The 22,344-nt window shown below is 38.2% G+C and carries 22 protein-coding genes and 1 pseudogene; 3 read left to right on the top strand and 20 right to left on the bottom strand.

Features of this window, described 5'->3' with window-relative positions:
- Positions 1 to 32 precede the first annotated feature (32 nt).
- The 16 genes and pseudogenes from LJE11_RS01585 to LJE11_RS01510 all read right to left on the bottom strand — a co-directional run bounded on the left by LJE11_RS01585 (position 33) and on the right by LJE11_RS01510 (position 14,023).
- Positions 33 to 641 carry an ATP-binding cassette domain-containing protein gene (locus tag LJE11_RS01585; protein ID WP_227295372.1) on the bottom strand — a complete coding sequence of 203 codons (609 nt, stop codon included), beginning with the start codon at positions 639 to 641 and terminating at the stop codon, positions 33 to 35.
- Entirely contained in the window at positions 638 to 2,602 is a 1,965-nt protein-coding gene (locus tag LJE11_RS01580; protein ID WP_227295369.1) for a DUF1430 domain-containing protein, read from the bottom strand. The genes LJE11_RS01585 and LJE11_RS01580 overlap by 4 nt, the downstream gene beginning before the upstream one ends.
- A gap of 215 nt (positions 2,603 to 2,817) precedes the next feature.
- Positions 2,818 to 3,162, bottom strand: a complete 345-nt coding sequence (locus tag LJE11_RS01575; protein ID WP_227295367.1) for a TnpV protein — start codon at positions 3,160 to 3,162, stop codon at positions 2,818 to 2,820.
- Entirely contained in the window at positions 3,159 to 6,212 is a 3,054-nt protein-coding gene (locus LJE11_RS01570; protein WP_227295365.1) for a DUF4368 domain-containing protein, read from the bottom strand. The genes LJE11_RS01575 and LJE11_RS01570 overlap by 4 nt, the downstream gene beginning before the upstream one ends.
- Complete coding sequence (locus LJE11_RS01565) at positions 6,209 to 6,700, bottom strand: PcfB family protein (RefSeq protein ID WP_054752943.1); 492 nt, start codon at positions 6,698 to 6,700, stop codon at positions 6,209 to 6,211. The genes LJE11_RS01570 and LJE11_RS01565 overlap by 4 nt, the downstream gene beginning before the upstream one ends.
- 82 nt (positions 6,701 to 6,782) lie before the next feature.
- Positions 6,783 to 7,577 (bottom strand): ATP-binding protein, encoded by a 795-nt coding sequence (locus LJE11_RS01560; RefSeq protein WP_024720794.1) that lies wholly within the window; start codon positions 7,575 to 7,577, stop codon positions 6,783 to 6,785.
- Positions 7,577 to 8,395, bottom strand: a complete 819-nt coding sequence (locus LJE11_RS01555) for a replication initiator protein A (protein WP_024720795.1) — start codon at positions 8,393 to 8,395, stop codon at positions 7,577 to 7,579. Before LJE11_RS01555 ends, LJE11_RS01560 begins: the two co-directional genes overlap by 1 nt.
- Before the next feature lie 9 nt (positions 8,396 to 8,404).
- Positions 8,405 to 9,283, bottom strand: coding sequence for a replication initiator protein A (locus tag LJE11_RS01550; protein WP_008688050.1), 879 nt, complete (start codon positions 9,281 to 9,283; stop codon positions 8,405 to 8,407).
- Positions 9,276 to 9,668, bottom strand: a complete 393-nt coding sequence (locus tag LJE11_RS01545) for a hypothetical protein (protein WP_008688048.1) — start codon at positions 9,666 to 9,668, stop codon at positions 9,276 to 9,278. The genes LJE11_RS01550 and LJE11_RS01545 overlap by 8 nt, the downstream gene beginning before the upstream one ends.
- Before the next feature lie 13 nt (positions 9,669 to 9,681).
- Complete coding sequence (locus tag LJE11_RS01540; protein ID WP_005344165.1) at positions 9,682 to 10,080, bottom strand: single-stranded DNA-binding protein; 399 nt, start codon at positions 10,078 to 10,080, stop codon at positions 9,682 to 9,684.
- Between the two features lie 13 nt (positions 10,081 to 10,093).
- Positions 10,094 to 10,492, bottom strand: coding sequence for a hypothetical protein (locus LJE11_RS01535; protein ID WP_008688044.1), 399 nt, complete (start codon positions 10,490 to 10,492; stop codon positions 10,094 to 10,096).
- A 131-nt stretch (positions 10,493 to 10,623) separates the two neighbouring features.
- Entirely contained in the window at positions 10,624 to 10,935 is a 312-nt protein-coding gene (locus tag LJE11_RS01530; RefSeq protein WP_215708070.1) for a DUF6050 family protein, read from the bottom strand.
- A 35-nt stretch (positions 10,936 to 10,970) separates the two neighbouring features.
- On the bottom strand, positions 10,971 to 11,867 hold the full coding sequence (locus tag LJE11_RS01525) for a ParB/RepB/Spo0J family partition protein (RefSeq protein ID WP_012744321.1): 897 nt from the start codon (positions 11,865 to 11,867) through the stop codon (positions 10,971 to 10,973).
- On the bottom strand, positions 11,857 to 12,642 hold the full coding sequence (locus LJE11_RS01520; RefSeq protein ID WP_227295363.1) for a ParA family protein: 786 nt from the start codon (positions 12,640 to 12,642) through the stop codon (positions 11,857 to 11,859). Before LJE11_RS01520 ends, LJE11_RS01525 begins: the two co-directional genes overlap by 11 nt.
- A gap of 497 nt (positions 12,643 to 13,139) precedes the next feature.
- A pseudogene (locus LJE11_RS01515) lies at positions 13,140 to 13,340 on the bottom strand (hypothetical protein); the annotation flags it as partial.
- Positions 13,341 to 13,450: 110 nt separating this feature from the next.
- Entirely contained in the window at positions 13,451 to 14,023 is a 573-nt protein-coding gene (locus LJE11_RS01510; protein WP_173684671.1) for a hypothetical protein, read from the bottom strand.
- 186 nt (positions 14,024 to 14,209) lie between these two features.
- On the opposite strand from LJE11_RS01510, the gene LJE11_RS01505 reads away from it, so the two are divergent.
- The gene (locus tag LJE11_RS01505) at positions 14,210 to 14,689 is read left to right on the top strand and encodes a hypothetical protein (RefSeq protein ID WP_226839781.1); all 480 of its coding nucleotides are present in this window, start codon (positions 14,210 to 14,212) and stop codon (positions 14,687 to 14,689) included.
- A gap of 23 nt (positions 14,690 to 14,712) precedes the next feature.
- On the opposite strand, the gene LJE11_RS01500 is transcribed toward LJE11_RS01505, so the two are convergent.
- Positions 14,713 to 15,126 (bottom strand): winged helix-turn-helix domain-containing protein, encoded by a 414-nt coding sequence (locus LJE11_RS01500; protein ID WP_005426519.1) that lies wholly within the window; start codon positions 15,124 to 15,126, stop codon positions 14,713 to 14,715.
- A 118-nt stretch (positions 15,127 to 15,244) separates the two neighbouring features.
- On the opposite strand from LJE11_RS01500, the gene LJE11_RS01495 reads away from it, so the two are divergent.
- A complete protein-coding gene (locus LJE11_RS01495; protein ID WP_092073165.1) occupies positions 15,245 to 15,619 on the top strand; it encodes a BlaI/MecI/CopY family transcriptional regulator in 375 nt (124 codons plus the stop codon).
- A 10-nt stretch (positions 15,620 to 15,629) separates the two neighbouring features.
- Positions 15,630 to 17,426 (top strand): BlaR1 family beta-lactam sensor/signal transducer, encoded by a 1,797-nt coding sequence (locus tag LJE11_RS01490; protein WP_020994034.1) that lies wholly within the window; start codon positions 15,630 to 15,632, stop codon positions 17,424 to 17,426.
- Between the two features lie 27 nt (positions 17,427 to 17,453).
- On the opposite strand, the gene LJE11_RS01485 is transcribed toward LJE11_RS01490, so the two are convergent.
- The 3 genes from LJE11_RS01485 to LJE11_RS01475 are packed head-to-tail and all read right to left on the bottom strand — an operon-like array spanning position 17,454 to position 21,988.
- Positions 17,454 to 18,701 carry a DUF6070 family protein gene (locus LJE11_RS01485; RefSeq protein WP_118339508.1) on the bottom strand — a complete coding sequence of 416 codons (1,248 nt, stop codon included), beginning with the start codon at positions 18,699 to 18,701 and terminating at the stop codon, positions 17,454 to 17,456.
- Positions 18,688 to 19,845, bottom strand: a complete 1,158-nt coding sequence (locus tag LJE11_RS01480) for a DUF6070 family protein (RefSeq protein ID WP_118339510.1) — start codon at positions 19,843 to 19,845, stop codon at positions 18,688 to 18,690. The genes LJE11_RS01485 and LJE11_RS01480 overlap by 14 nt, the downstream gene beginning before the upstream one ends.
- Positions 19,846 to 19,885: 40 nt before the next feature.
- Positions 19,886 to 21,988: a penicillin-binding transpeptidase domain-containing protein gene (locus LJE11_RS01475; protein WP_144137109.1), complete on the bottom strand. Its 2,103-nt coding sequence runs from the start codon at positions 21,986 to 21,988 to the stop codon at positions 19,886 to 19,888.
- Positions 21,989 to 22,344 lie beyond the last annotated feature (356 nt).

The raw sequence follows: 22,344 nt of genomic DNA, 5'->3' as shown, positions 1-22,344 counted from the left end.
AATGTGGATCAAGACATTTCTAAGAGGTACTCTCAGATTTTCACAACATAAGGTTCATCTTCAATAATACCCTGATCGTGGGTAACAATGATAACCGTTTTACCTTCTTCATTGAGTTCGTGCAATAATCTCATAACAATATCTCTGTTTTTCTTGTCAAGTGAGCCAGTAGGTTCATCTGCCAAAACAACAGAACATTTTTTCATCATAAGACGAGCTAAAGCAACTCTCTGTTGTTCACCACCGGAAAGCTGATAAACTTTTTTGTTAACTTCCTTTGATAACCCCACACGGTTAAGAGCTTCTTTAAGTGATACTTTAGTTCGGCTTGATTTTTTAATCAAACTTAAATTTTCTTTAACCGTCTTATTTTCAAGCAGTGCAAAATTCTGAAAAAGAAACCCAACTGTATCAGCAAAAAAACTGTTTTTATTTTTAAGCTGGGTAACATTTATCCCTTCAATTACGATGCTACCGCTATCCGGCTTTTCGATACCACCAATCATATTGAGTAAAGTGCTTTTTCCACTGCCGCTATCGCCACTGATTACTACAAAACTTCCATCCGGAATTTCTAAATTAAAGTTAGAGAAAATTATTTTATCTCCAAATGCTTTATTTAAGCCACGAATTATAATCATAAACATCCTCCCTTCAATGACTTTGAGACATTTGTTTTTTCAACCCACATAATATTGGTGAAAATGATTGCCATTTCAATAATGGTGAGCAACGCTCCAATCAGTAAAGCAATCCCGACACTTGCGTTAGATATAAAAATCGAAACAATGCAAATCAATATCACAACGGCTATATTTTCTATGAGATTAACGGAAATAAATCTTTTGTGCCTTTCATAAAAGCTATAACCTAAAACCTTTTTGAGGGAGATTTCCATAGAGTTAAGTCTAAATTCCATTTTCGCTTCAGATACGATGATAGCTATATCTAACAGCAATACTAATACGCAAAGAGAGCTTATAAAGCTAATCAATTTTACAAGGAAACTATGACTATAAGTGTAATCCTCTCCGACATTCGTCAGCATAAAATAGTGTGAACCAAGCTGTTCTGAATATTTTTCCGCAACATTGCGAATTGTGCTTTCATCGCATCCGTAGATTACCTCACCATTATATGTTCCTGTTTCGATATAACTTCCATTTAAATCAACAGCCTCATTTGCCTGATAGATCACAATCGGATTTGTTGCTCTTGACAATCCGTCAATAGCCTCTTCTCTGTTCGAATTGAGATAATAAAACCTCTCTCTGCCAGAATATTCTTTATAAACAACACGCAGTTCTTCTGCATTTTGGGTAAGAGAGCTAATTTCCTCTTTTGCGATATCTTTGTATGATTCCGCATTTCTTCCCTTTGGCACGAAGACCACTATATCCTCTTTTTCATCATCTTCAGTAAGCATATCAGAAAACCCTTGTAGCATATCTCTGGCATTATGATTTACAAAAATATAATTATCCGTATCGCTTATCCGGCTGCCTATGCAGACCACCGGATTTATAGTGTTGTATTCATTTACGTAAAGATCATTCCAAAATTTGCTCTCTGTGGATTCCTCCTCATTTTCTTCAAAAGGAGGTTCAAGCTGCATAACTCCAAAATAATAATCATTATAATGATTTTCTAAAAGAGTAGTGTTTGTAAGTAAATTACCTTGAATGCTACTGAGATTTGTAGTTATTGTAAAAATTGTCATAGCAGTAGCAAATACTTTAAGACCGTTCAGAAGATAAAACATTCCTTTTTTATCTGAAGCATTGGCAAAGGCTTTTTTTACATCAAAGCGGACAAAAGCAGCATAAGGAATTACGGAAAGAACTGCTCCGGCACAATACACTGCCAAAATGAGATGATCTTCATACGCTCCCGATATAAATTGAGAAACAAGCAACTTTGCTAAGACGAATAATGCAGCATATGAAATCATATCAGCCACTACAGCTTTTAGAGCAATCACAGCAGCATTTTCGCCCAGAGAAGCTCGTACAACTACTTCCTTTTGCCTGCGTATCACCTCAATCATATTAAGTACAATCATCAATATGGCAACCAAGCCCCAAACAATGAACATCATATCAGTTTCGGTTGATTGCCAAAACTCTGGCTGCGATATAGAATATTCTTTTGCCAAATCTTGATATGTGGCAATAATGTCATCATCATCACCGATATAGCTGACCATTATTTCCTGTCCATTGCCTGTGTTTTTTGCTTCTCTAAAATCTTTAAATTCTATTACGGTAATTCCGCCTATCAAAGCCGTATATGTTTTTTCCTCAATATCCATTGTGCTTTTAAGACTATCCCGAACAACGGTATCATCACCATAAATATAAAGTCTTGTCTGATAATTAGAAACTCTCTGATTAAAAGTCGAAAAAATATGAACACCATGCTTCTCAGCTGTATCTTCTGCATTGGCTAAAAATGAATCCATATCGTCATTAGTAGTTGTGTACCTGGACGATAAATAATAAGCACCATTAAAGTTCCAGAGCATATTTTGATATACTTCAGCTTGCATAACAAAAGCAAAAATAATCGTAATCAACAGCAATATATTTCTTATATGTTTCATTTGAAATTCTTAAACCTCCTTTGAATAGGTAACAGACACACGATTGCCCAAAATACTAATATGGATTTTTTCATACAACCACATTCTCTTGTTAGATTCTAATTTTCCGTTTTCTTTATTCGCATAAATTGTACCATAAAACTCGTGAACAATTCTACCGCAACTTTGGAATATATGAGAAAAGTCCGAACAGTTTTCTGTCCGGACTTCCTCGCTCAATCGTATATCAATTCCGCTTTCACAACTTCCTCTGCCTGTGCCTTGCAAGCGTTCATCTGCCGCACCCATTCCATTTGGTTTTCAGCTTTCAGTTGCTCGGTCACGCCGTTTTGCTCTGCCAGTGACCGCACGATCAGCTCCATGCGGTTTCGTGCTGTTTCGTCAATCTCGGCGCAATGCTCAAAGAGCTTGTCGGATAGCACCAGCTCATTGAACAGTATCGGACGGTGCATTTCCAGATACGCCTTGCGAAGTCTGCCGTAGTGTCCGATGGGCTTGGTCTTGCGGATAATGATGTTCGGGATAAGGTAATCGCCGTTCTGTGTGTAAGTGATATTCATGCTGTTTGTACTCCTTTCATCGGCTCTCTCTGCGGTAAACTGCTGACAGGGACGAACACGCCCTTTGCAATGTCCTCCGCACGAATGGCGGCTTTCTTAGCTTCGATTTCTGCCTTTTTCCGCTTTTTGATTTTGTCCTCGTATCGCTTCTGTGCTCCGCTGGCTTTCCGCTTCAAGTAGTTCTGATGAAGCCTGTCCTTGCGTTCCTCACGCTTGCGGATTTCCTCTAATTCCTCCGGGGTCAGCTCCACTTCTCCAAACGCCGGGGGAACAAATCGACCGACAAAATTGAAGTAAATCTCGACCTCCTGTGTGGTCTGTATACTGCCCTTGCGGTCACGCTCATGCACAAGGATTTTCTCGATAAACTCGTTGAGCATGGCAATGGTCAGCTTGTCGAAGTTCTCGTACTTATCAATCAGAGCGATAAAACGATCAGCGTCCTTTTCGTGCTTCTCATAGCTCTTGACAGCCTTTTCCAGAACAGAGATTTCAGCGGTAAGCTCGGACTGTTCCTTTTCGTATTGAGCGTCCAGAGTGGCATATCTGCTGTCGGACAGCTTGCCTAAAATATTGTCCTCATAGATTTTGCAGAGCAGGACTTCCAGCTCGGAAACTCTCTGCTTTGCTGTGGCAAGGCGTGTCCGCTGTTTCCTGACCTCTGTGGTCTGCTGGCTGGACTGCGCTTCCTGCACCACACGGACAAACTCGGCTCTGTCATGCTTCGCATACTCGGCAATGGCTTTCAGCATTTCAGAGACAAGGGACAGTACCACATCTTCATTGATACGGTGCTGGGTCTTGCAGAGCGTTCCGCAAGGAACTTTGGTGTACTGTGAGCAGGTGTATTGAGAAATGCGCTTGCCGTTGTTGGTGCGGTGGACATACATCTTGCCGCCGCAATCGGCACAATAAAGCAAGCCTGTGAGGGGAGCTGCTTCGCCCCAGCCGTCCGGGTAGCGTCTGACATTCCCACGGATTTTCTGCACAAGGTCAAAGGTCTGCTGGTCAATGATAGAATCATGGGTATTCTCGAAAATTGTCCATTCGTCCTCCGGAACATAATGGCTTTTCTTGTCCTTGAAGTGCTTTCGGGTCTTGAAATTGATGGTGTGTCCCAGATATTCACGCTTTTCAAGAATGTTGCAGATGGTGGAAGAACCCCAGCCGTACACATCTTTGAAAGTCTTATTCTTGTTCACGCCCTCGCCGTGCTGGGCAAGGTAAGCGGACGGAATAAGCACTTTTTCCGATTTCAGTTTGCTGGCGATCTGATACGGACCGTAGCCCTCAATCGTCATGGCAAAGATACGCTTGACCACCTCGGCGGCTTCGGGGTCAACCAACCATTGGTCTCTGGCTTCGTTCCAAAGATAGCCGTAAATGACCGTGCCTGTGAGGTGCTTGCCGGACTTGCCTTTGGACTGGAAAGTGGAACGGATTTTACGGCTGGTGTCTCTGGCGTAGTATTCGTTCATAATGTTGCGGAAAGGGGTAAAATCATCGTCCCCTCTGGCACTGTCCACGCCGTCATTGATGGCGATAAGGCGAACGCCACGCTGACGCAGGATTTCCATAATCTGACCGACTTTCAGATAGTCACGACCCATGCGGCTCATGTCCTTGATGCACAAATACTCCACATTCCCGGCTTCCACTTCTTTCATCATTGCTAAAAATCCGGGACGGTCAAAGCAAGTACCACTAATGCCATCGTCCGTGAAATGGACAATGTTTGTAAAGCCCTGCCGTGCGGCGAACTCCTCCAACATTGCCTTTTGATTGGATATAGAATTGCTCTCACGCTGTTGGTCATCATCTTTGCCAAAGTCATCACGGCTCAGTCGTTCGTACAGAGCTGTGATTTTCTCATTTTTTCTCATAACTTGCGCTCCTTTCTTCGGTTTTAGGCTGTGTGTTCTAAGAGACGTCCCAACCGCTTGATTAAGAAGTCTTTTAGAGCATACAACACCAGCCGCCATTTTATATTTTTTATACTGTCTGACCGCAAAGTGCTGCGGATCTCTTTCTTCCAGCTCCTGGAACATCATATCCACAGGATTCTGGTAAGTTTCATCCTCTTCACGGGTTTCGCTTTCGTTCAAAAGATCCAGAAGGGTATTCAGATTCTTTTCCTCTTCATCCCCTTCATACCAGATAAAAGCAATCAGTGCTGTGTACAGCAATTTCTCTGCTTTCACCCAAAAATCTTCGGAAGCTTTTTCCCCTTCGCCTTTGGTATTCACAATGATTGTTGTCACCAGCTTCAAGATATCTTTTTCAGACCGTATATAAGCAAATGGATTGTAATGAAGCGATTTTGAAAAGTTAATGGTATTCAAAACCTTAATCACATATGGCTCATGAACCACTTTTCCAGATTTATCTTTCATAATATTTCCATTCTTATCTCTCTTAGGCGGTCCCTTTGCTAACATCTTCCCGCACTCCTCAATGAGAGTGCCCTTTGGATCTGTAATGACCATGGAACAATTCATCTGCATGACCGACGGTTTCACGAAAAATCGTGTCTTACCGGAACCACTACCGCCAATAACTACAATATTTTTATTTCTTGCATATTTCGGTTGTTTTGGTCGACTTTCCATAGTCAATGCTTCTGTTGCTGTCAACGGAATATTCATCCAGGGATCATCTGACATATAAGGCTTGATATCCTCTGCAGTTCCCCATCTGGCTGAACCATACTCGATTCCCTTCCGAAGTTTCTTTGCATCTGACTGTTTCTGCCAAACCAATAGTTTCAAAATAACTGCGACAGTAACTCCAACCAATAGATCTCTCAGGTCAAAGCTCAACAGAATCCCTGTAAAGATCCGATCTGCATGTTCCATCGCATATAACAGTTTGTTCCCTATATCTTCTCCAGGACTGCTCCTGTATAAGCAGGATGCCCGGTCCGCATAAAAAGCGGTCAGAACATAGGGAAGATTTGTAAGAACCAGTTTCTTTTTATCCAGGGCGGACAGCCTGACCCCAGCTTTATTCTTCCACTTCTGCATCAGATTATTGCCGTTTTGTTTCTTCATCGGCTCTGTTCCTGATGTCGGTTCTTTACTTTGTCCTTCGTCTTCTTTGGCATCATTGCCCGGTAAGCTGCAAGACGCTTATGAATGGAAGGTTTATTCGCTTTTTGAATCTGTTTCTGGGAAAACTCACGGAAAGCAGCATTGAGGGCATCCTGATCACGTCCCTTGAAAAATACCAGATAAACCGGCGGCTCTTTGCTCTTGTCTTTTTTCAGAGCATAATTGATCCCATATTTTCTGGCATACCGTTCAAAGGACTTGATATTTTTGTCCGTGATCTCGATATTGACCATCCCGGCATTCTGTTTTGCCAGCTCTTTTACCGTGACCTTTCCCTGCTTCGGCTGATTTTTCTGTGCTTTCTTCTCTACTGATTTCTGCTTCTGATGACGCAGATACGCAACAAGAACCTTTTTCAACAGGTCTGCCGTAATCTTAGTAGCCCGAATACAGAACGTGACCGTTTTCTGAGTTACCTCTTCCTGCATGACTTTTCCCTCCTTTCAGCGATTCAACTGCTGTCCAAATCTGTAATCATGGCAATCACCCCCTTTAATGAAAAAAGACAGATTAACCGGTAATCAGGTTCTGCACCTGTACGAGTTTTTCTGTCCCTTCTTCTTTTCTCTTATCTTCTCCACCACAATAGATGGGAACACACATTTCAAGTATTCTACTGTAAATACGCTGATGGGCAGTATCCAAATCTGTGGACTTCATTTCATTCAGTCCCAGATTCGTTGTTATGATCAGCGGAAGCATTTTACAATAGCGGCTGTCTATCACATTATAGACCTGCTCCAAAGCAAACTCGGAATTTCGTTCTATTCCCAAGTCATCAATAATCAGCAGCGGATAATCCACAAGATTTTGTATAATCTGGTTCTTATCTGCCTGATAGCTGGTCATTTCATTTAAAATCCTGGAAAAGTTTGTCATCATGACACGTTCTCCCTGTTCCAAAAGTGCATTTGCAATACAGCCTGCAAAAAAGCTCTTCCCGGTTCCAACCGGTCCCATCAAAAGCAATCCTACATTTTTTCTCTTCATATCTGTCCAGTTTTCTACATACTGCCTGGCGATTAGTATCTTCTGGTTGCTTCCATTGTCATTTTCAAATTTCCATTCCCAGAATCTTCTTTCCCGAAGTCCGACGGATTTTCTCTGATAAAGCTGCCGCTGTTCTTCTTCCCGCTGCATCTTCTCATCCAGTTCCTGCCTGGCTTTTACCTCGCATTCGCACAAACAGGACACTACATGCTCAAAACCCATCAGACTGACTTTCATCTGTTTTCTTTTTCCACAGGTGCCACAATGAAGACATCCCTCTTCGTCCAGATAATCTGCTGTTACTTTGTTTTCCATCACAGGCTTTCTCCTTCCTGAAATTCATATTTATCCATTCCTATCCTGGTTCCATCCCTTTCTGCCCAAAGACAGATTGTTGCAAAATGGTTTTGATACTCTTTTCCACTGGATTTCATATAAACAGAAAGATGATCAATCCGTTTCTGGTAATCCCATGGAAATAGCGTCATCAACTCCTGCAGTTCAGCTTCCGACAGAACAACATTTTTAAATCTACCATATTGACTGAATTTTTCTTCCAAAGCGGGTGTATTGCCCTTACTCTTATCAGTATGATTCTTTTCAGTCTTATTTATCTTAGTATTACTTCCATCCAGATTCTTGCAGTCCGGACTTCTATTTTTTTGCGTTCCGGACTTCCAGTTTCTTGCAATCCGGATTTCCAATTCTTTGCAGTCTGGATTTCCAGTTTCTGGCATTCCAGAAACAAAGTATCTTACTGGCTTTCCTCTACTCCGTTTTACAAAATTTTTCACATATATGACAGAGGGACGATTATTCCCCTGCCGATACCGCTCGATCAATCCAATCCCATGCACACTATCCAGCTCATATAGAAGCTTTGTCACTGTCGTATGCGACATTCGCAACAGCTCCTGCAATTCTGCGATCGTGTAAATGATATAGACATAACCCTCACTGTCAATCCAGCCATTTTTCTTGGACAGGCTGATTCGATCAAGCAGAATTCCATAAAGGAGCTTTGCGTCTGTGGACAGGCTTGCAAACTCTTTTTCTGTGAACAGAGCTTTTGGTATCCGAAAAAAAGAAAACTGGTCAGATTCTTCTGCTCTGAAATATTCAAAATCTGCCATAATATTTTCCTACTCTTCTACATCAAAATCACAATTTGCTGCACTGCCTGTACCATGGCACATCTCATCAAATACAAAATTGAATGATTGAATCATTTCGTCCAAATAATAATTTCTGGCCTTCTTGTTACAAGCATACATATCACCAATAAAGCCTTCATCATTCCCCATCGCATGAACAAGGGTTTCCAGGACCTTCATAAACTTCTTTTTTGAACAGCTTTCATACTGTCTGTTCACATATTTCTGGATATCTAACACACGAGCAGGATTATTTTCATTTTCCTCCAGAATTCCAAATGCAAGATCCATACCAAACTCATATCCATCAGCCTGAATTTGATCAATATCCATCTCTCCAAGCTCATCCTGGTATCCTCGCTTTTCCATTGCAGTTAAAGACGTTTCATATTGATCAATATATCCCATATCCGCAATAGTTTCAAAAATATCTCTGGATGCTTTCACCATCTTATCCATAATAATTTCTCTTTCAGCCAGCGGCATATTTGCCATGATAGTATCTAATGTCATCATTGATTCTTCCTCCATCTCATTTTCATAAATACCATTGATATAAAAGTGGTTCGCCTTTCCATTGTTTGGAATGATACGCACCAGTTTACCAACCTGAACCAGTTCCTGTACTGCCTGATCTACTCCATATCGAGTCGTATTCAGGTCTTTCTTTATTTCACTTTTGGGATAGATAACAAACAGATTCCCGTTATGATCTACCCAGCCATTTTGCACCGCAAATTTCAAACGATCCAGAAATAAGCTGTATAGAATCTTTGCTGTATTTGACAGATTTTTGTATTTTTCCATCTGAAACAGCACCTTTGGCACCTGCAGACAATCTACCGGCATATACTCCATCTTACTCATTGATTGTTTCCTCCTTCTGTTTGTACAGCACTTCGGCTGAATTAATATTGATTTCCAGCATCCCTACAAACACCTGATAGTACAGCAGGCATATCTGTTCATCCTCTCTTGCCAGATACAATCCTTCCAGTTCATTGGACGGATGTTTCATTCCGTATACTGCCTGACAGATATCATGGATTTTCTCACATTCCACACTTCTAAGATGCATCTCCAAGGTGTGATTAAATCTCTGCCAGTCCTCCAGTTTCTGATTTACTGCCATCATGCACTGGAACAGTTCCGCTGCTTCACATGCTGCTGACAGCACTACATTTTTGTTGTTGATACTTCCATCGGCATTTTTCATATGCCCTACCATATACGCCTGATCTACTGAAACCATCTTTTATCCTCCTCTATCTAAACGGCATTTCTTCTTCCATACCCTCTGGGATCTCTAAGAACCCTTCCGCATCTTCTGGAAACGGTGGTCTGTCAACCATTTTTGCACCTGCGAATTCAATCCGGTTTGCATACACTTCGGTGGTATAGATCTTTTTCCCGGTATCCTTATCTTCATAATTACCTGTGACAATCTCGCCTTCCACCATGACCTTCGTTCCCTGCATCAGATAATCTCTGGCAAATTCTGCTTTCTTTGCAAAAGCCTTTACCGGAATGAAACTGACTTCATCGGAATAATTTCTTCTGACTGCCAGAACGAACTTGGCAATCTTATGAAGTCCTTTTTCATTCTCCACTTCGTTGTATCCAGGATTTCTTACTAATCGCCCGGAAATAACTGTTGTATTCATTGGCTTACCCCTCCTATGCTTTCATTGATTTGTAACAGATACCGATACATGGTCCACATTTTCCATAGGCACATCCGTAACATTCATCTTTTTCCAACTCTTCTTGCTTCATTTCATCGGCAAACATTCCTAACAGTGTTGTGTAAATCTTTTTCATTGCCAGGAATTTTTCTTCTGCTTTTTCCATCTTCTCTTTGTAAAATGGGATCAGTTCACGAAGAACTGGATGGAAACGTTCATTTTCATCATCCCAGGCACAGGTTTTCATCATACAGCGTGGCTGTTTCTCATAATTGCCCAGATAATATGGGCAGAACGTACAGCCTCTTTCTTTAACAATTGCCACCGGAATCACTGGCATCTGACTTTTGATTTCCTTTGTTACATGCTTACTTTCAATTCGCTCTCTCATCTTAAAAATCCTCCAAGAATATATATATTTGCAAAAGGGAATTCCCCTGAATTGCCTGTTTTTAAGCACAAAAAAAGAGGCAGACTTACGATTTTTATTTTCGCAAGCCTGCCTCTTATCAATCTAATATTCTATTTTCCAATGACATACCGTATAAACACGTATATCGCTCTGATCACATACACTGGAATCATGATGCTTCCAATCAATGCTCCAATAATGACACTTAATGCAGCCATCCCAAGTGTTGCTGTTATATCCATTCCTTTTGGAATCAGGACCAGCCGCATTTTATGTATTCCAAATGGAAGTCCGGAAAGAAATATCCACCAGAATAAGTCTGTCTGTCCACTGACTTTCATGATGGTGGATACCATCCAGAACCAGAATAGCATAAATGCCAGTGGCAGTATTGATTTTTTAATTACATCTTCTATCATCATCTTTTCATTCCTTCTGTCCAACTTCGCATATCATATTATTGTTTTTCTGCCCATGATGCCAGGAGCATAAATATCACTTCTTCCATCTGAGCTTTAGAATATGACTCAGGAAAATACTGTTTCAGCTTTTTCGCCGGAATCTGTACCTGTACTTTCTCAGTACTTTCATTCATACAGATCTGGTCAATCTCTGAATATGTCAACATCTGCTCTTTTGCAATCTGCTTCAATTCCTTTGCCTGCTTCATAGACGGTACCATATTGTGATTACTCATATACTGAAGCAATATCTGTTGTTCTTCACTTCTCAAATATGAAACTTCAACAGCTGTATTAAAGGGAAGCTTCTTCTCGTCTGCCAGTTCTAAAAGTTCTGCGATTAACTCTGTCAGATGAATATATCGAAGAATCTGTCTGGAACTATCTCCTGTATTCTGACTGACTTCTTCTGCCGCCAACTTCTTGCCAACTTGGCAAGAAGTTAAATCAGACCGTTTTCCCTGACGCTTTAACGCCTCATATTTCATTTTATAAGCGAATGCCTTTTCACTGATCAGCAGCTCTTCTCGTTGAATGTTGGAATCTACCATGATCACCGTCGCTTCATCATCTGTAAGATCTTTGATGATAACAGGCATTTTCTCTAATCCCGCAAGTTCACATGCTCGTTTTCGCCTATGACCAGCTACCAGCTCATAACCACCGGACTCTCTCAATCGCACAATACCAGGAACCAACACGCCATATTGTGTAATGCTTTCTGATAATTCTTCCATTTTCTTATCATCTTTTACTTGAAACGGGTGATTTGGAAATGGATGAAGGCTTCCTATTTCTATCTCACAAATTCCATTGTTTGTTTCTTCGTTTGTTCCAAATAACGCATCAAGTGGCTGTAAGGAAATGGGAGTTGCTCTTTTTTTAGATGGCATCTTTCAGCACCTCCTCCGTCACTCTCCGATAAGCTTCTGTAGCTTTGCCTTTCGGATCATAAGAGAAAATACTCTGTCCTTCTCTGACTGCTTCCTTCATTCTTACAGAAAATGGAATATAATTATCAAAGATATGAATTTGACTTCCATATACATTTCTGAGAAGTTCCATGTTATTTCTGGCATCATTCGTATGAGCATCGACCATCGTAAACAAAATACCTCCGACTTGCAGCTTCGGATTAATCTGCTTACGGACCTTACCGATTGTTTTTAACAACTGCTGCAATCCTTTGATTGGCAGGTAGGATGCTTCAACTGGAATGAGGACTTCATCTGATGCAGCCAGCGCATTAATCGTAATCATTCCCAATGATGGCATACAATCAATGATGACTACATCATATTGATCTTTGATACCATATAAAATCTGTTTCAATACATATTCTCTACTCATTGCATTTACCAACTGTACTTCCGTACCTGCCAGTCCAATGTTAGAACAGATAATGTCTATTCCTTCTGCCTGATGCCTGATATAACAGTCTGAAGGAATATCTTCATCTTTCATTACTGTATCCATAAGAGCTGTAAGTGTTTCATTACTTTCATCACAATCACGATATCCAAATCCTGCGGATACATCAGACTGTGGATCGGCATCTACAATCAACACTTTCATATTCTTTTGTGCTAATCCTACTGCTAAATTAGCTGTACATGCGGATTTTCCCGTTCCCCCTTTTTGGTTTACAATAGAAATAATTCTAGCCATTTTTCATCACCTTTCATCGTCATCAATCAAAAAGAGGACTGAATTAGACATCCGGAATCTATATTCCGTGCGAGCTAATTCAGTCCTATAATTACAATAATTCTGTTGTTTTTACTCTTGTCTTACACAAATCCATTTCCAGTCTGAATCTGTAATAATTCATATTCTGGAATGACAGCGCTGCTTTATTTTTCCCTTTTCAGGAAATTAAAAATAAGGACTAAATTAGTGCAACCCCTTGTATTTACTGGAGTTTTCTAACTTGTCCTTATTATAACTCGACCATGAGGTGTAATCTTCGGTAACGGTTCTTCATGCTTGCTGTTGTACTTGTCTACAAGTTTTCGGAATACAGCTTCATAATTTACTGCCACTTGTGGATTGCCATTGCGGTTGATGAATAAAAAAACACTATATCCGTCAATCACAAGGTTCTTCTGTTTCCTGCGGTGTTTCAGTATGTTTTGAAAGGCTTGATACACTTCGTCGCTCATTGTCTTGTAAATATATTCTTCTGGTGTAGGGCGTTTATTTCCAAAATACTTTTTGAAATTTGTCTGCACCTCTGGGTCGGCACTATCCATAGCTTCATCAATCGTTGCTTCAATATCAGCCCGAACATCAGCCAATGATACACCGCCAGCCTTTGCACCAGCTTTTAATGCCTTTTTTATATCTCGTTTTCTTAGACTTATCATATTTAACCTTTCTTATCATAATTGCAAATTTATAAATTCATCAGTATTAAAACTGAAATTCAAATACGCTACTAAAATCATTATTCAAGACATAATAAACTTTGTTTTTATTAAATATCCATACGAATTGTTTTGTGTACAATATTACAATAACTTATTATGGAAATTATAGCCATAATCCCCCACAAAAAGAGAAAAGGAAAATTAGTATAACTCATAGTAGAAATAACATTTGCTGAACAACTAGCTATAATAATTGCACTGACAATCGTTGTCTGCACAGACATTTTTATAAATCCTATTTTTGTAGCTACTATGCCAACGCATAAAGCGTACACAGAACATAATAATAACTCACTCCATATTTTAATGATATTTCCAAAAGAAAAAGTATCGGGAACTAGAGGGAATATGCGTTCAGTAATAAAGAAAATTAAAAAAATCAAAGCACTTCCGAGAAGCATACCACCAATTCCACTAAAAGCTACTAATAATACTTTCGCTTTCAAAAGGGTAGATTTATCAACAGGATAAGTAAACAAAAGTAAATTAAGTTTTCCAGCATACTCTTTGATGATAAATGTTGAAAACATAACAGAAATTAAAACAGCGTAAGCTACGGTTTGCAAAGCATTTATTAAAGTCCAAATATTTTCATATGTTGAAAATTCGATAGCGTCCACTTCACCGCCTGCATAAGCAATTAAGGCAAATGTGTATAAAAATCCCAAAATCACTAAAGAGATACTGTTCCTTCTGTTCGTAATAAGTTAATAGACACCAACACTCCCAATATAGCAGGAAACATTGGACTTCAGAAATGGGCAAATAAGGAAAATTTAAAAATTGTCTCTGCTGAATATAACAAGATGTTCACACATAATCTACATAATTTTTCAGGACTTGAAGACCGCATAGCCTTGTTACATATGCAGCAAAAAGAGGTAAATACCTCTGTTGTTTCTCTCGAGTCTCAGATACGCCATCTTCGAGAAATGCTAAAATATGCCGAACAATATCAGAAAAATAAAATTTACGACGACCATTATAAAAGCTCCAAAGATCCAGATCGTTATTTCCGTAAATATGAATCTCAAATTATTCTTTTCGCGGGTGCTGAACATATTTTACAGGAAAATGGCATGGATCTGAAGCATCTTAATTCCAATAAGTTACAAGAGCAAATTGCAGATCTTATTTCCAGAAAGGAATCACTAAATACTCAATACGTTTCTTTTAAGCAAGAAATAAAAGAGTTGGAATTGATACATCAAAACCTGTCCAAATATCTCAAACAGGATGCTCCTGAAATACAAAGATCTTCTCATAACCAACTCCCTTCTTTGTAAAACCATAATAATAGGCAGCGATTTCACTCGCTGCCTAAATTCCCGTTAAACCGATATCCCACACCTCGTACTGTTTGTATATATAATGGTTGTCCAGGATCATCTTCTATTTTTTCTCTGATATTGCAGATATGTCGCATAACCACATTATAATCACCGGAATAAGGTTCATTCCATACCAGATCATAAACCATTTCTTTTCCAAATATTCTACCTGGACTTTTCGCTAAAAGAAGTAAAATATCATATTCATATTTTGAAAGATGAACATCACTATCATTCTTTTTAACAATTCGTTCCTGTAGATATATTTTTAATTCTCCAAACCTTATAATTTCCGGTATGAATTGGTTTTTATGTTCCCAGCTAGTCAATATGTTTTCACTTATGCTTCCATTAGCATCTGTGATTCTCTCAATAATTTCTATCTTTTTCACCTTTATTGCCTCTACATTATTAATTTTATATTCTATATATCATCTGCCATTTGACTTTTTTCTTCTACAAGTAATATAATATATTTATTACATATGTAGGATTTAGCAGGAGGATTTTATTATGTCACTACCCCAAATTTCAGAAGCCGAATTTGAAGTTATGAAAATTGTATGGAAATATGCTCCCATCAATACAAATGAAATTACAGAAAAACTTACTCTAACTACCAGCTGGAGTCCAAAAACAATTCAAACTCTTATCAAGAGACTTGTTTCCAAAAAAGCTCTTTCCTACGAAAAACAAAGCCGGGTATTTGTCTATACTCCATTAGTCCAAGAAGATGAATATATACGCCAGGAAAGCAATTCTTTTTTAAAGCGATATTATAATGGAAATCTTTCTTCTATGCTGGCTTCTTACCTTGAAGACGATAAGCTCTCTTCAACAGAAATTGATAACTTACGCCATTTATTATCAAAACATCAGAAATAGGAGGTTTTGAATGAGCAACTGGATTATCCACTTTTTAATCAGTAATATCTTCATATGTATTTTTACACTTGTAATAATCGGAACAAAAAAACTTCTGAAAAAATATTTATCTGCGGCTACACAGTACCATCTCTGTTTTCTTTTATTTTTACTACTTGCCGTGCCATTTTTTCCTGTACAGATTCATGGCTCACAACTTTTTTCATGGTTACATTTTTTTCAAACTGACACAGGACTTAACTCTGGTACCGACACGCTATCCGAACTTACCAGTAATACACAAAATATTTTGTTAAACCAGGTGAATGATTTTTCAGTTTCCATCAGTAGTCAATTTTCTGGAGGCTTGAATACCATACTCTTTCTAATATGGATAACGGGTGTTATGATTATGTCAGTCCTCACCCTTCATTCATTAAACTATGTACGTTCCATAAAAAGATCTGCTCTCCCGCTTCAAAATCAGCAGGTAAAAACTATTTATTACAATTGTTTAAAGGAACTTAAAATCTCTCACCCAGTATCAGTCTACAGTACTGCATTTTTAAAATCACCAGTTTTAATCGGAATAATACATCCCAGAATTTACATTCCCATCCATTTAATTTCCGAACTGAATCCTGATGATATGCGTTTTATGCTGCTACACGAATTACAGCATTACCGTCACAAAGATACATTTATTGGCTTCCTCATGGTCATAAGTAATATACTCTACTGGTTTAACCCTTTTGTTTGGTACACTTTAAAAGAAATTCTCTGTGACCGTGAAATAGCCTGTGATTCTGCTGTATTGCAGATGATTTCTGCTGATGAATACCAAGCTTATGGAACTACACTGATTAATTTTGCAGAAAAAATATCCTCTTTTTCCTCTCCACTGGCAGTTGGAATGTCCGGAAATTTCAGGCAGATGAAACGACGTATTCTCAACATCGCCGTTTTTAGGAAAGAAACTCTTTATCAAAAAATGAGAGCATTGATAATTTATCTGGTCATTAGTGCTGTTTTTATTGGATGTACACCCATTTTATCCATTGATGCCTCTACTCAAAGCGTATATCATTTTAGTGATACAGACAAAAATATCTCCCTGTTAGATATATCCGAAACATTTGGAACATATGATGGATCATTTGTTTTGTATGACAATAATTTGGATTCCTGGAAAATATACAATCTTGAAGAAGCCACCAAACGTATTCCGCCAGAGTCTACCTACAAAATATACGATGCATTATTAGGGTTGGAATCCGGAATCATCACACCAGAACACTCTTCCATGACATGGAATGGTGATGCCTTTCCTTTTCCATCCTGGGAAGCTGATCAGGATTTAAACTCTGCTATGCAAAATTCCGTTAACTGGTATTTCCAGGCAATTGATTCGCAGCTCGGAATTAACAGAGTCCAGGGATTTTTGAATAAAATAGAATATGGAAACCAGACAACCAGTTCAAATCTGGATTTATACTGGTCCGATTTTTCATTAAAAATCTCGCCTTTAGAGCAAGTAACATTATTGAAAAAATTTAACACAAATGAATTCCATCTAAATTCCCAAAATGTATTTTCTGTTAAAAATGCTATAAAAATTGCCAGTACACCTAATGGTAATTTCTACGGAAAAACTGGAACCGGTCGTGTCAACGGACAGGATATCAACGGCTGGTTTATCGGATATGTAGAAACTTCCGATAACAGCTATTATTTTGCAACCAATATCCAAAGTGATTCTAATGCAACTGGCAAAAAAGCATTTGAAATCACTTCTGATATCTTAAAAAAATTACATATATGGAATTAACAAATATGAAAGGGCTGATAGTTGTTATCAGTTCTTTCTTTTTATTCTATATTGATATTTGGGAACTTCTTTCGTACCATTATTCAGAATTTTATTCCCCATATATTTAAAACTCTTATCATCGTTGAACTTAACAGTCAGCTCACTTGTAATAACGGCATCATTACATATAAATGTATCACATACAGCATCAACAACCAGCACATTGTTTCCCTCTCCGCTATCTCTTATTTCAACGACCTCCGGTAAAGATGTTCCAAAATAAGTAGGGCTATAATTTAAACAACCTAATCGTTCCCAGTCATAAGTTTGATGTTCCGAATCAAATACTGCCCATTTTTTAATTTGCTCCGCTGTTATCGGCAAAAACTCCATTATCAGATTTTCAAACTCTTCTGCCGGAATTCCACTTGAGTTACCTGAAAACTCATATCTCTCCCCGTATTTCATTCGATATAAATATTCATATAAACCATTATAATCTAACCCTTCCATATCAGATCTATCCCAATCAGAACATAAAAGATTATTCCCCTGATATCCAAGCAAATACACACACTTCTTCGAAACTTCCCGGCATTCATCACTTAAAGGTTTAATTCTTATCATAGAACTGCCATCAACCGCTTCTGATACTTCCGGATACTTTGGAACGCATAGCGTATAACCAAACCAGCCTTTTTCTGTATATTTCCATTCTTCTATCCTTGTATACGAAACATATACAATAGATGGATTGTCGTTCATACCCCAAACAGCTTTCACAGCCAGCAAATACATATCTGTCCCATCATAATTGAATTTGAGTCTTTCTATCCCACCATCCCTGTTAATCCTATATAAGACGATATCTCCTGTCAGATCCTGTTCTGCCCTGAAAAGAAATTCTTCCATTTTAGAATAATTAGCCATATTTGAATACGGCGCTGATGTAATAACAGGGACATTTTTTTCCTTTAATACTTCCTGCATTTCTTCCATTACTGTCTCAGAAACTACTACATTCGATGAAGTTCCTTTATCCGCCTTTTGATAAATGGCTTTCATCTGATTCATAACATTCTTACAATCTTCAATAGCTTCTTCTTTCACGACTTCATCTACTGGCAAATCATATCCTCTTTCTTGTACAGCATAATTCGCAGTTTCCTGTGAAATATATTCTAAATCAGCCCCTTTACATTTTGTATTTCCTATGAAAAAGCATCCCAAAATAAATAAAACACTCACCATCTTTTTCAGTTTTCTTTTTGTACTCATATCAATTATCTCCATAACATTCCTCCCACTTTTCGTCTAATAATCTTTCCGTATACCAGGTAACCTCTATTTCTGACCTTGATACATAATTGGATACATATTGAAATCTATCTTTATCTAACAGCCGAATGGTTACGCTATGACAAAACGCCTGATCTAATTCTTTTTGTGGCCATACCGCATTTACTTCCAGTGTTATTGTTCCATCTTGATTTTCTATGTAGGAAACAACTTCCGGATATGGAATATATGGTGTGGGAGCAAAATCATATACGATTCCTCTGGTTCGATACCGATATGTCTGTGTTTCCGTGTGAAATACCGTTCCTGTCTGCAGTATCTCTGCGCTTATATTAAAATATTTTTGAAATATCGCTTCAAATGATTCTTTTGGGATTTCATAAGTCTTTCCTTCCTTAAATTCATCAGTTTTTTCTTCCATTGAAAGTAAACGGTCAAAAACATCATAAAAATTTATTCCATCATAATTTTTTTCACTCCAATTAGAAGTAAACAATTTATTAAGTGTATATCCAAAAGGAAGTATATATTTTCGATTCAGCTCCCTGCATTTTTTATTTAACGGCACTACCCGAAAGGCCCGATATCCAGACGGTCCATCATATCCAGCCGGATGATATTCTTCCATAAAGAAATACCCGTTTTCTGTATATTTCCATGAATTAGCTCTAAACTCATGATAATATGTTTCCTGCCAAGTATCCTCTTTCCATTTAAAAGAGCTTACTTCAACGTCTATTTTCCCCTGTTTGGTTTTCAGATCATACCGAATAAAATGATCTCCTGCTATAACTTGAAATATAGTAGTTTTTCCATTCTTCTCTTTTTCTGCTTTTTTCAAAAAATCATCTACTTTAATACTTTGAACCATATCCAGCTGATTGTAGGAATCAATTACTGCATATCCATATTTTCCAAAATAATCCATACTTTTTTGTATTGTACTCAGCTCATATAGTGCATTTTCTTTCGCAGCATTCTCATATATGCTCTGATAGTCTTCTGCCAGCATTTCACACTCTCTGTAAATTTTTTCTTTCGTATCTTCAATTGTCTTTTTCTGCTCTTTCTTTATGCCACATCCACTACAGACAGCAAGAAAAATAACTCCCACAAATATTTTCCAAATTTTTTTCATATCATTTTCCTCTTACATTTGTAATATTTAAAGGTAAAAATTATTCATTACCAAGATATTCATCCAGTATCGCCTTATCCTTTTCCACCACATAACCGCTTCCTCCAATATCTTTCACATTCTCTACCATACTGATGAGCAAAATAGGATTCTTTGTATCTCTATCTGTAGTAAAAACTGTAAACCAGCCAATTTCTGTTCCAGATGTATCTTCTTTTGTAGCTTTCAGTTCCGCTGTTCCGGTTTTTCCTGCTAATCTAATGTCTTCCCGGCATGCTCCATAACCAGTTCCTTCCGGGTTATTCACTACACCCTCTAACCCCTCCATAACCTCCGAAACAATTTGTGGTGAAAAAACATCTTTTATCCAGATTTCACTGGAAGTGCTTCCACCATCCGCGTGAAGATATGGCTTTATCATATTTCCATCATTTAGAAAAGCCGTATAAATGCTTGCAAGATGCAAAGGATTTACCAGAATCTGTCCCTGTCCATACCCACTGTCAGCAAGCTGGATTTCTGTTTCTATCTTGTCCATATTAGAATATTGGGACTCTGACATTTTAATATCAAATGGAAGTTCCTGATTAAATCCTATTTGATTTATAGACTGCATCAGTTGATCCGCACCAATTTTTAATGCTGCTTTTGCAAAATAAATATTATCTGAATAAATAAGCGCATTTTTCAAGATCACAGGTTCATAATCATGAAGTGTAGTCACTGTATAATCTCCCCACGAGGAATCTTTCTGCCACGCCAGACCCTCATTTCCAAAATCGTCATTTGCAGTAAATGCCCCCACTTTTAATCCAATTGCAGCAATTACAGGTTTAAAAGTTGAGCCTGGACACCATGTCTGGCGAAAGCGGTTGTATAAAGGCCTGTCTTCATTTTCATTTAATGCACTCCACTGGCTATTGTCCATTCCACGTACAAAATCATTATTATCATAAGATGGCGTACTTACCAACGCCAGTACTTCCCCTGTATAAGGATTCAAGGCTACAGAACATCCTCTGTCTTCTTTAAATTGTTCATAAAGAGTACTTTGAAGATCGCCATCAATCGTAGTATGGATATCTTCTCCATCTTTTTTAGGCTCATATGCAATGACACTTTTTTTATTTCCATTTGCATCTACAATACAGATCTCACACCCATCTGTCCCTTTTAGTTCTTTTTCATAAAGCGTTTCCAGTCCCGTCTTTCCAATCACACTGTTTGTACGATACCCTTCCCCTTTATGTTCCTGCAAATCCTCGGCTGTAACCGCCTGTACATACCCTACCAGATGAGAGGCAGCTTCTTTTAGATAATAAGTTCGTACTTTTACATCAGATAACATAATACCTGGAATCTTCAATAATGTGTCCTGCTTTTCTTTTTCTTCCAGAACAGTTTCATCCGGATTCACTGTCAGAAGATCGACCTCTTGTATTTTAGGAATTGTTGCTACTGGTACAAAAGAATCTGCTTTTACCCAATCGGCTTTTAACTTATCCTCAATTTCGTCTGCTCCAATTCCAAGATACTCTGCCAGTTTTTTTATTGTATCTTCCCTGTTCTCCATTCTGCCCGGAACAATTCCTACCGAAGATGCAGTTCCCTCTCCAGCCAGCTGGCGACCATTTCTGTCTAAAATATTTCCTCTTTTTGCCTCTTCTAACGTTACCTGAACTTTATCCGTTGCAGATAACTCTGGAAAAATCAACTGATCCTGCCAGATTAAATGATATCCTGTCCAGTTATGTGAAAATACCGCATTGTTGGTAAATTCTACATTTCCTGCAGCAGTCTGCATATTTGTTGTATAGGAAACTGCCGCATTTCCGTTTTCTTTTCTTTTTGCTGTAATATCGGTTATGGACAGATCAGACATCTCAATGCCTTCATATATTTTAGAATTTCGTTCTATAAATTCTTCCTTACTGTTCATGCTGCTTTTTTTCTGATCCAGCATGGCATACATTTGCTCATATTCCCCTTTTTCAATATATTTCATATATTCCATTAGTCTTTTTTCAGGAACATTACGATTCATTATTGTTACAATACCGATTCCACCACCAATCAATATACCGCTAAATAAAACTATTTTTGTGATAGTCTTCGTGTGTTTTTTTCTTTTCGTTTTTCTCATATAGTTTTATTTCTCCTTTTTTCGTATTTTCTTAAATATTACACTTGTAATATTTAAACGTCAAGTTTTTTCTTAGGTTTATATATGTAAACAAGAGGAAAGATTTGGATAAAAAAAGAAAGGGCATCTCAAAGCTCTCTTTGATAAAGAACTTTACCGACACCCTGAGGTAATGGTTTCTCCGGATGTTTCCCAAACGCTATAATCACTCTCCAGAAGAACCAAAAACGATTTTTAATTTTTCTCTCAGAAAAAAAGAACTACTCTAAATCTGCAGATCTTTGAAATAACCCTGCTCGTTTCTTATAATCACAAACATATTCAGGCAACACATTCTTTGCTGGCAGATTATTATA

The sequence above is a fragment of the Blautia sp. DFI.1.216 genome, assembly GCF_020594215.1.
Classification (GTDB): Bacteria; Bacillota; Clostridia; order Lachnospirales; family Lachnospiraceae; genus Blautia_A; species Blautia_A wexlerae.
Note: the sequence above shows the minus strand (reverse complement) of the source record. Positions and strands in the feature narration are given on the sequence as shown.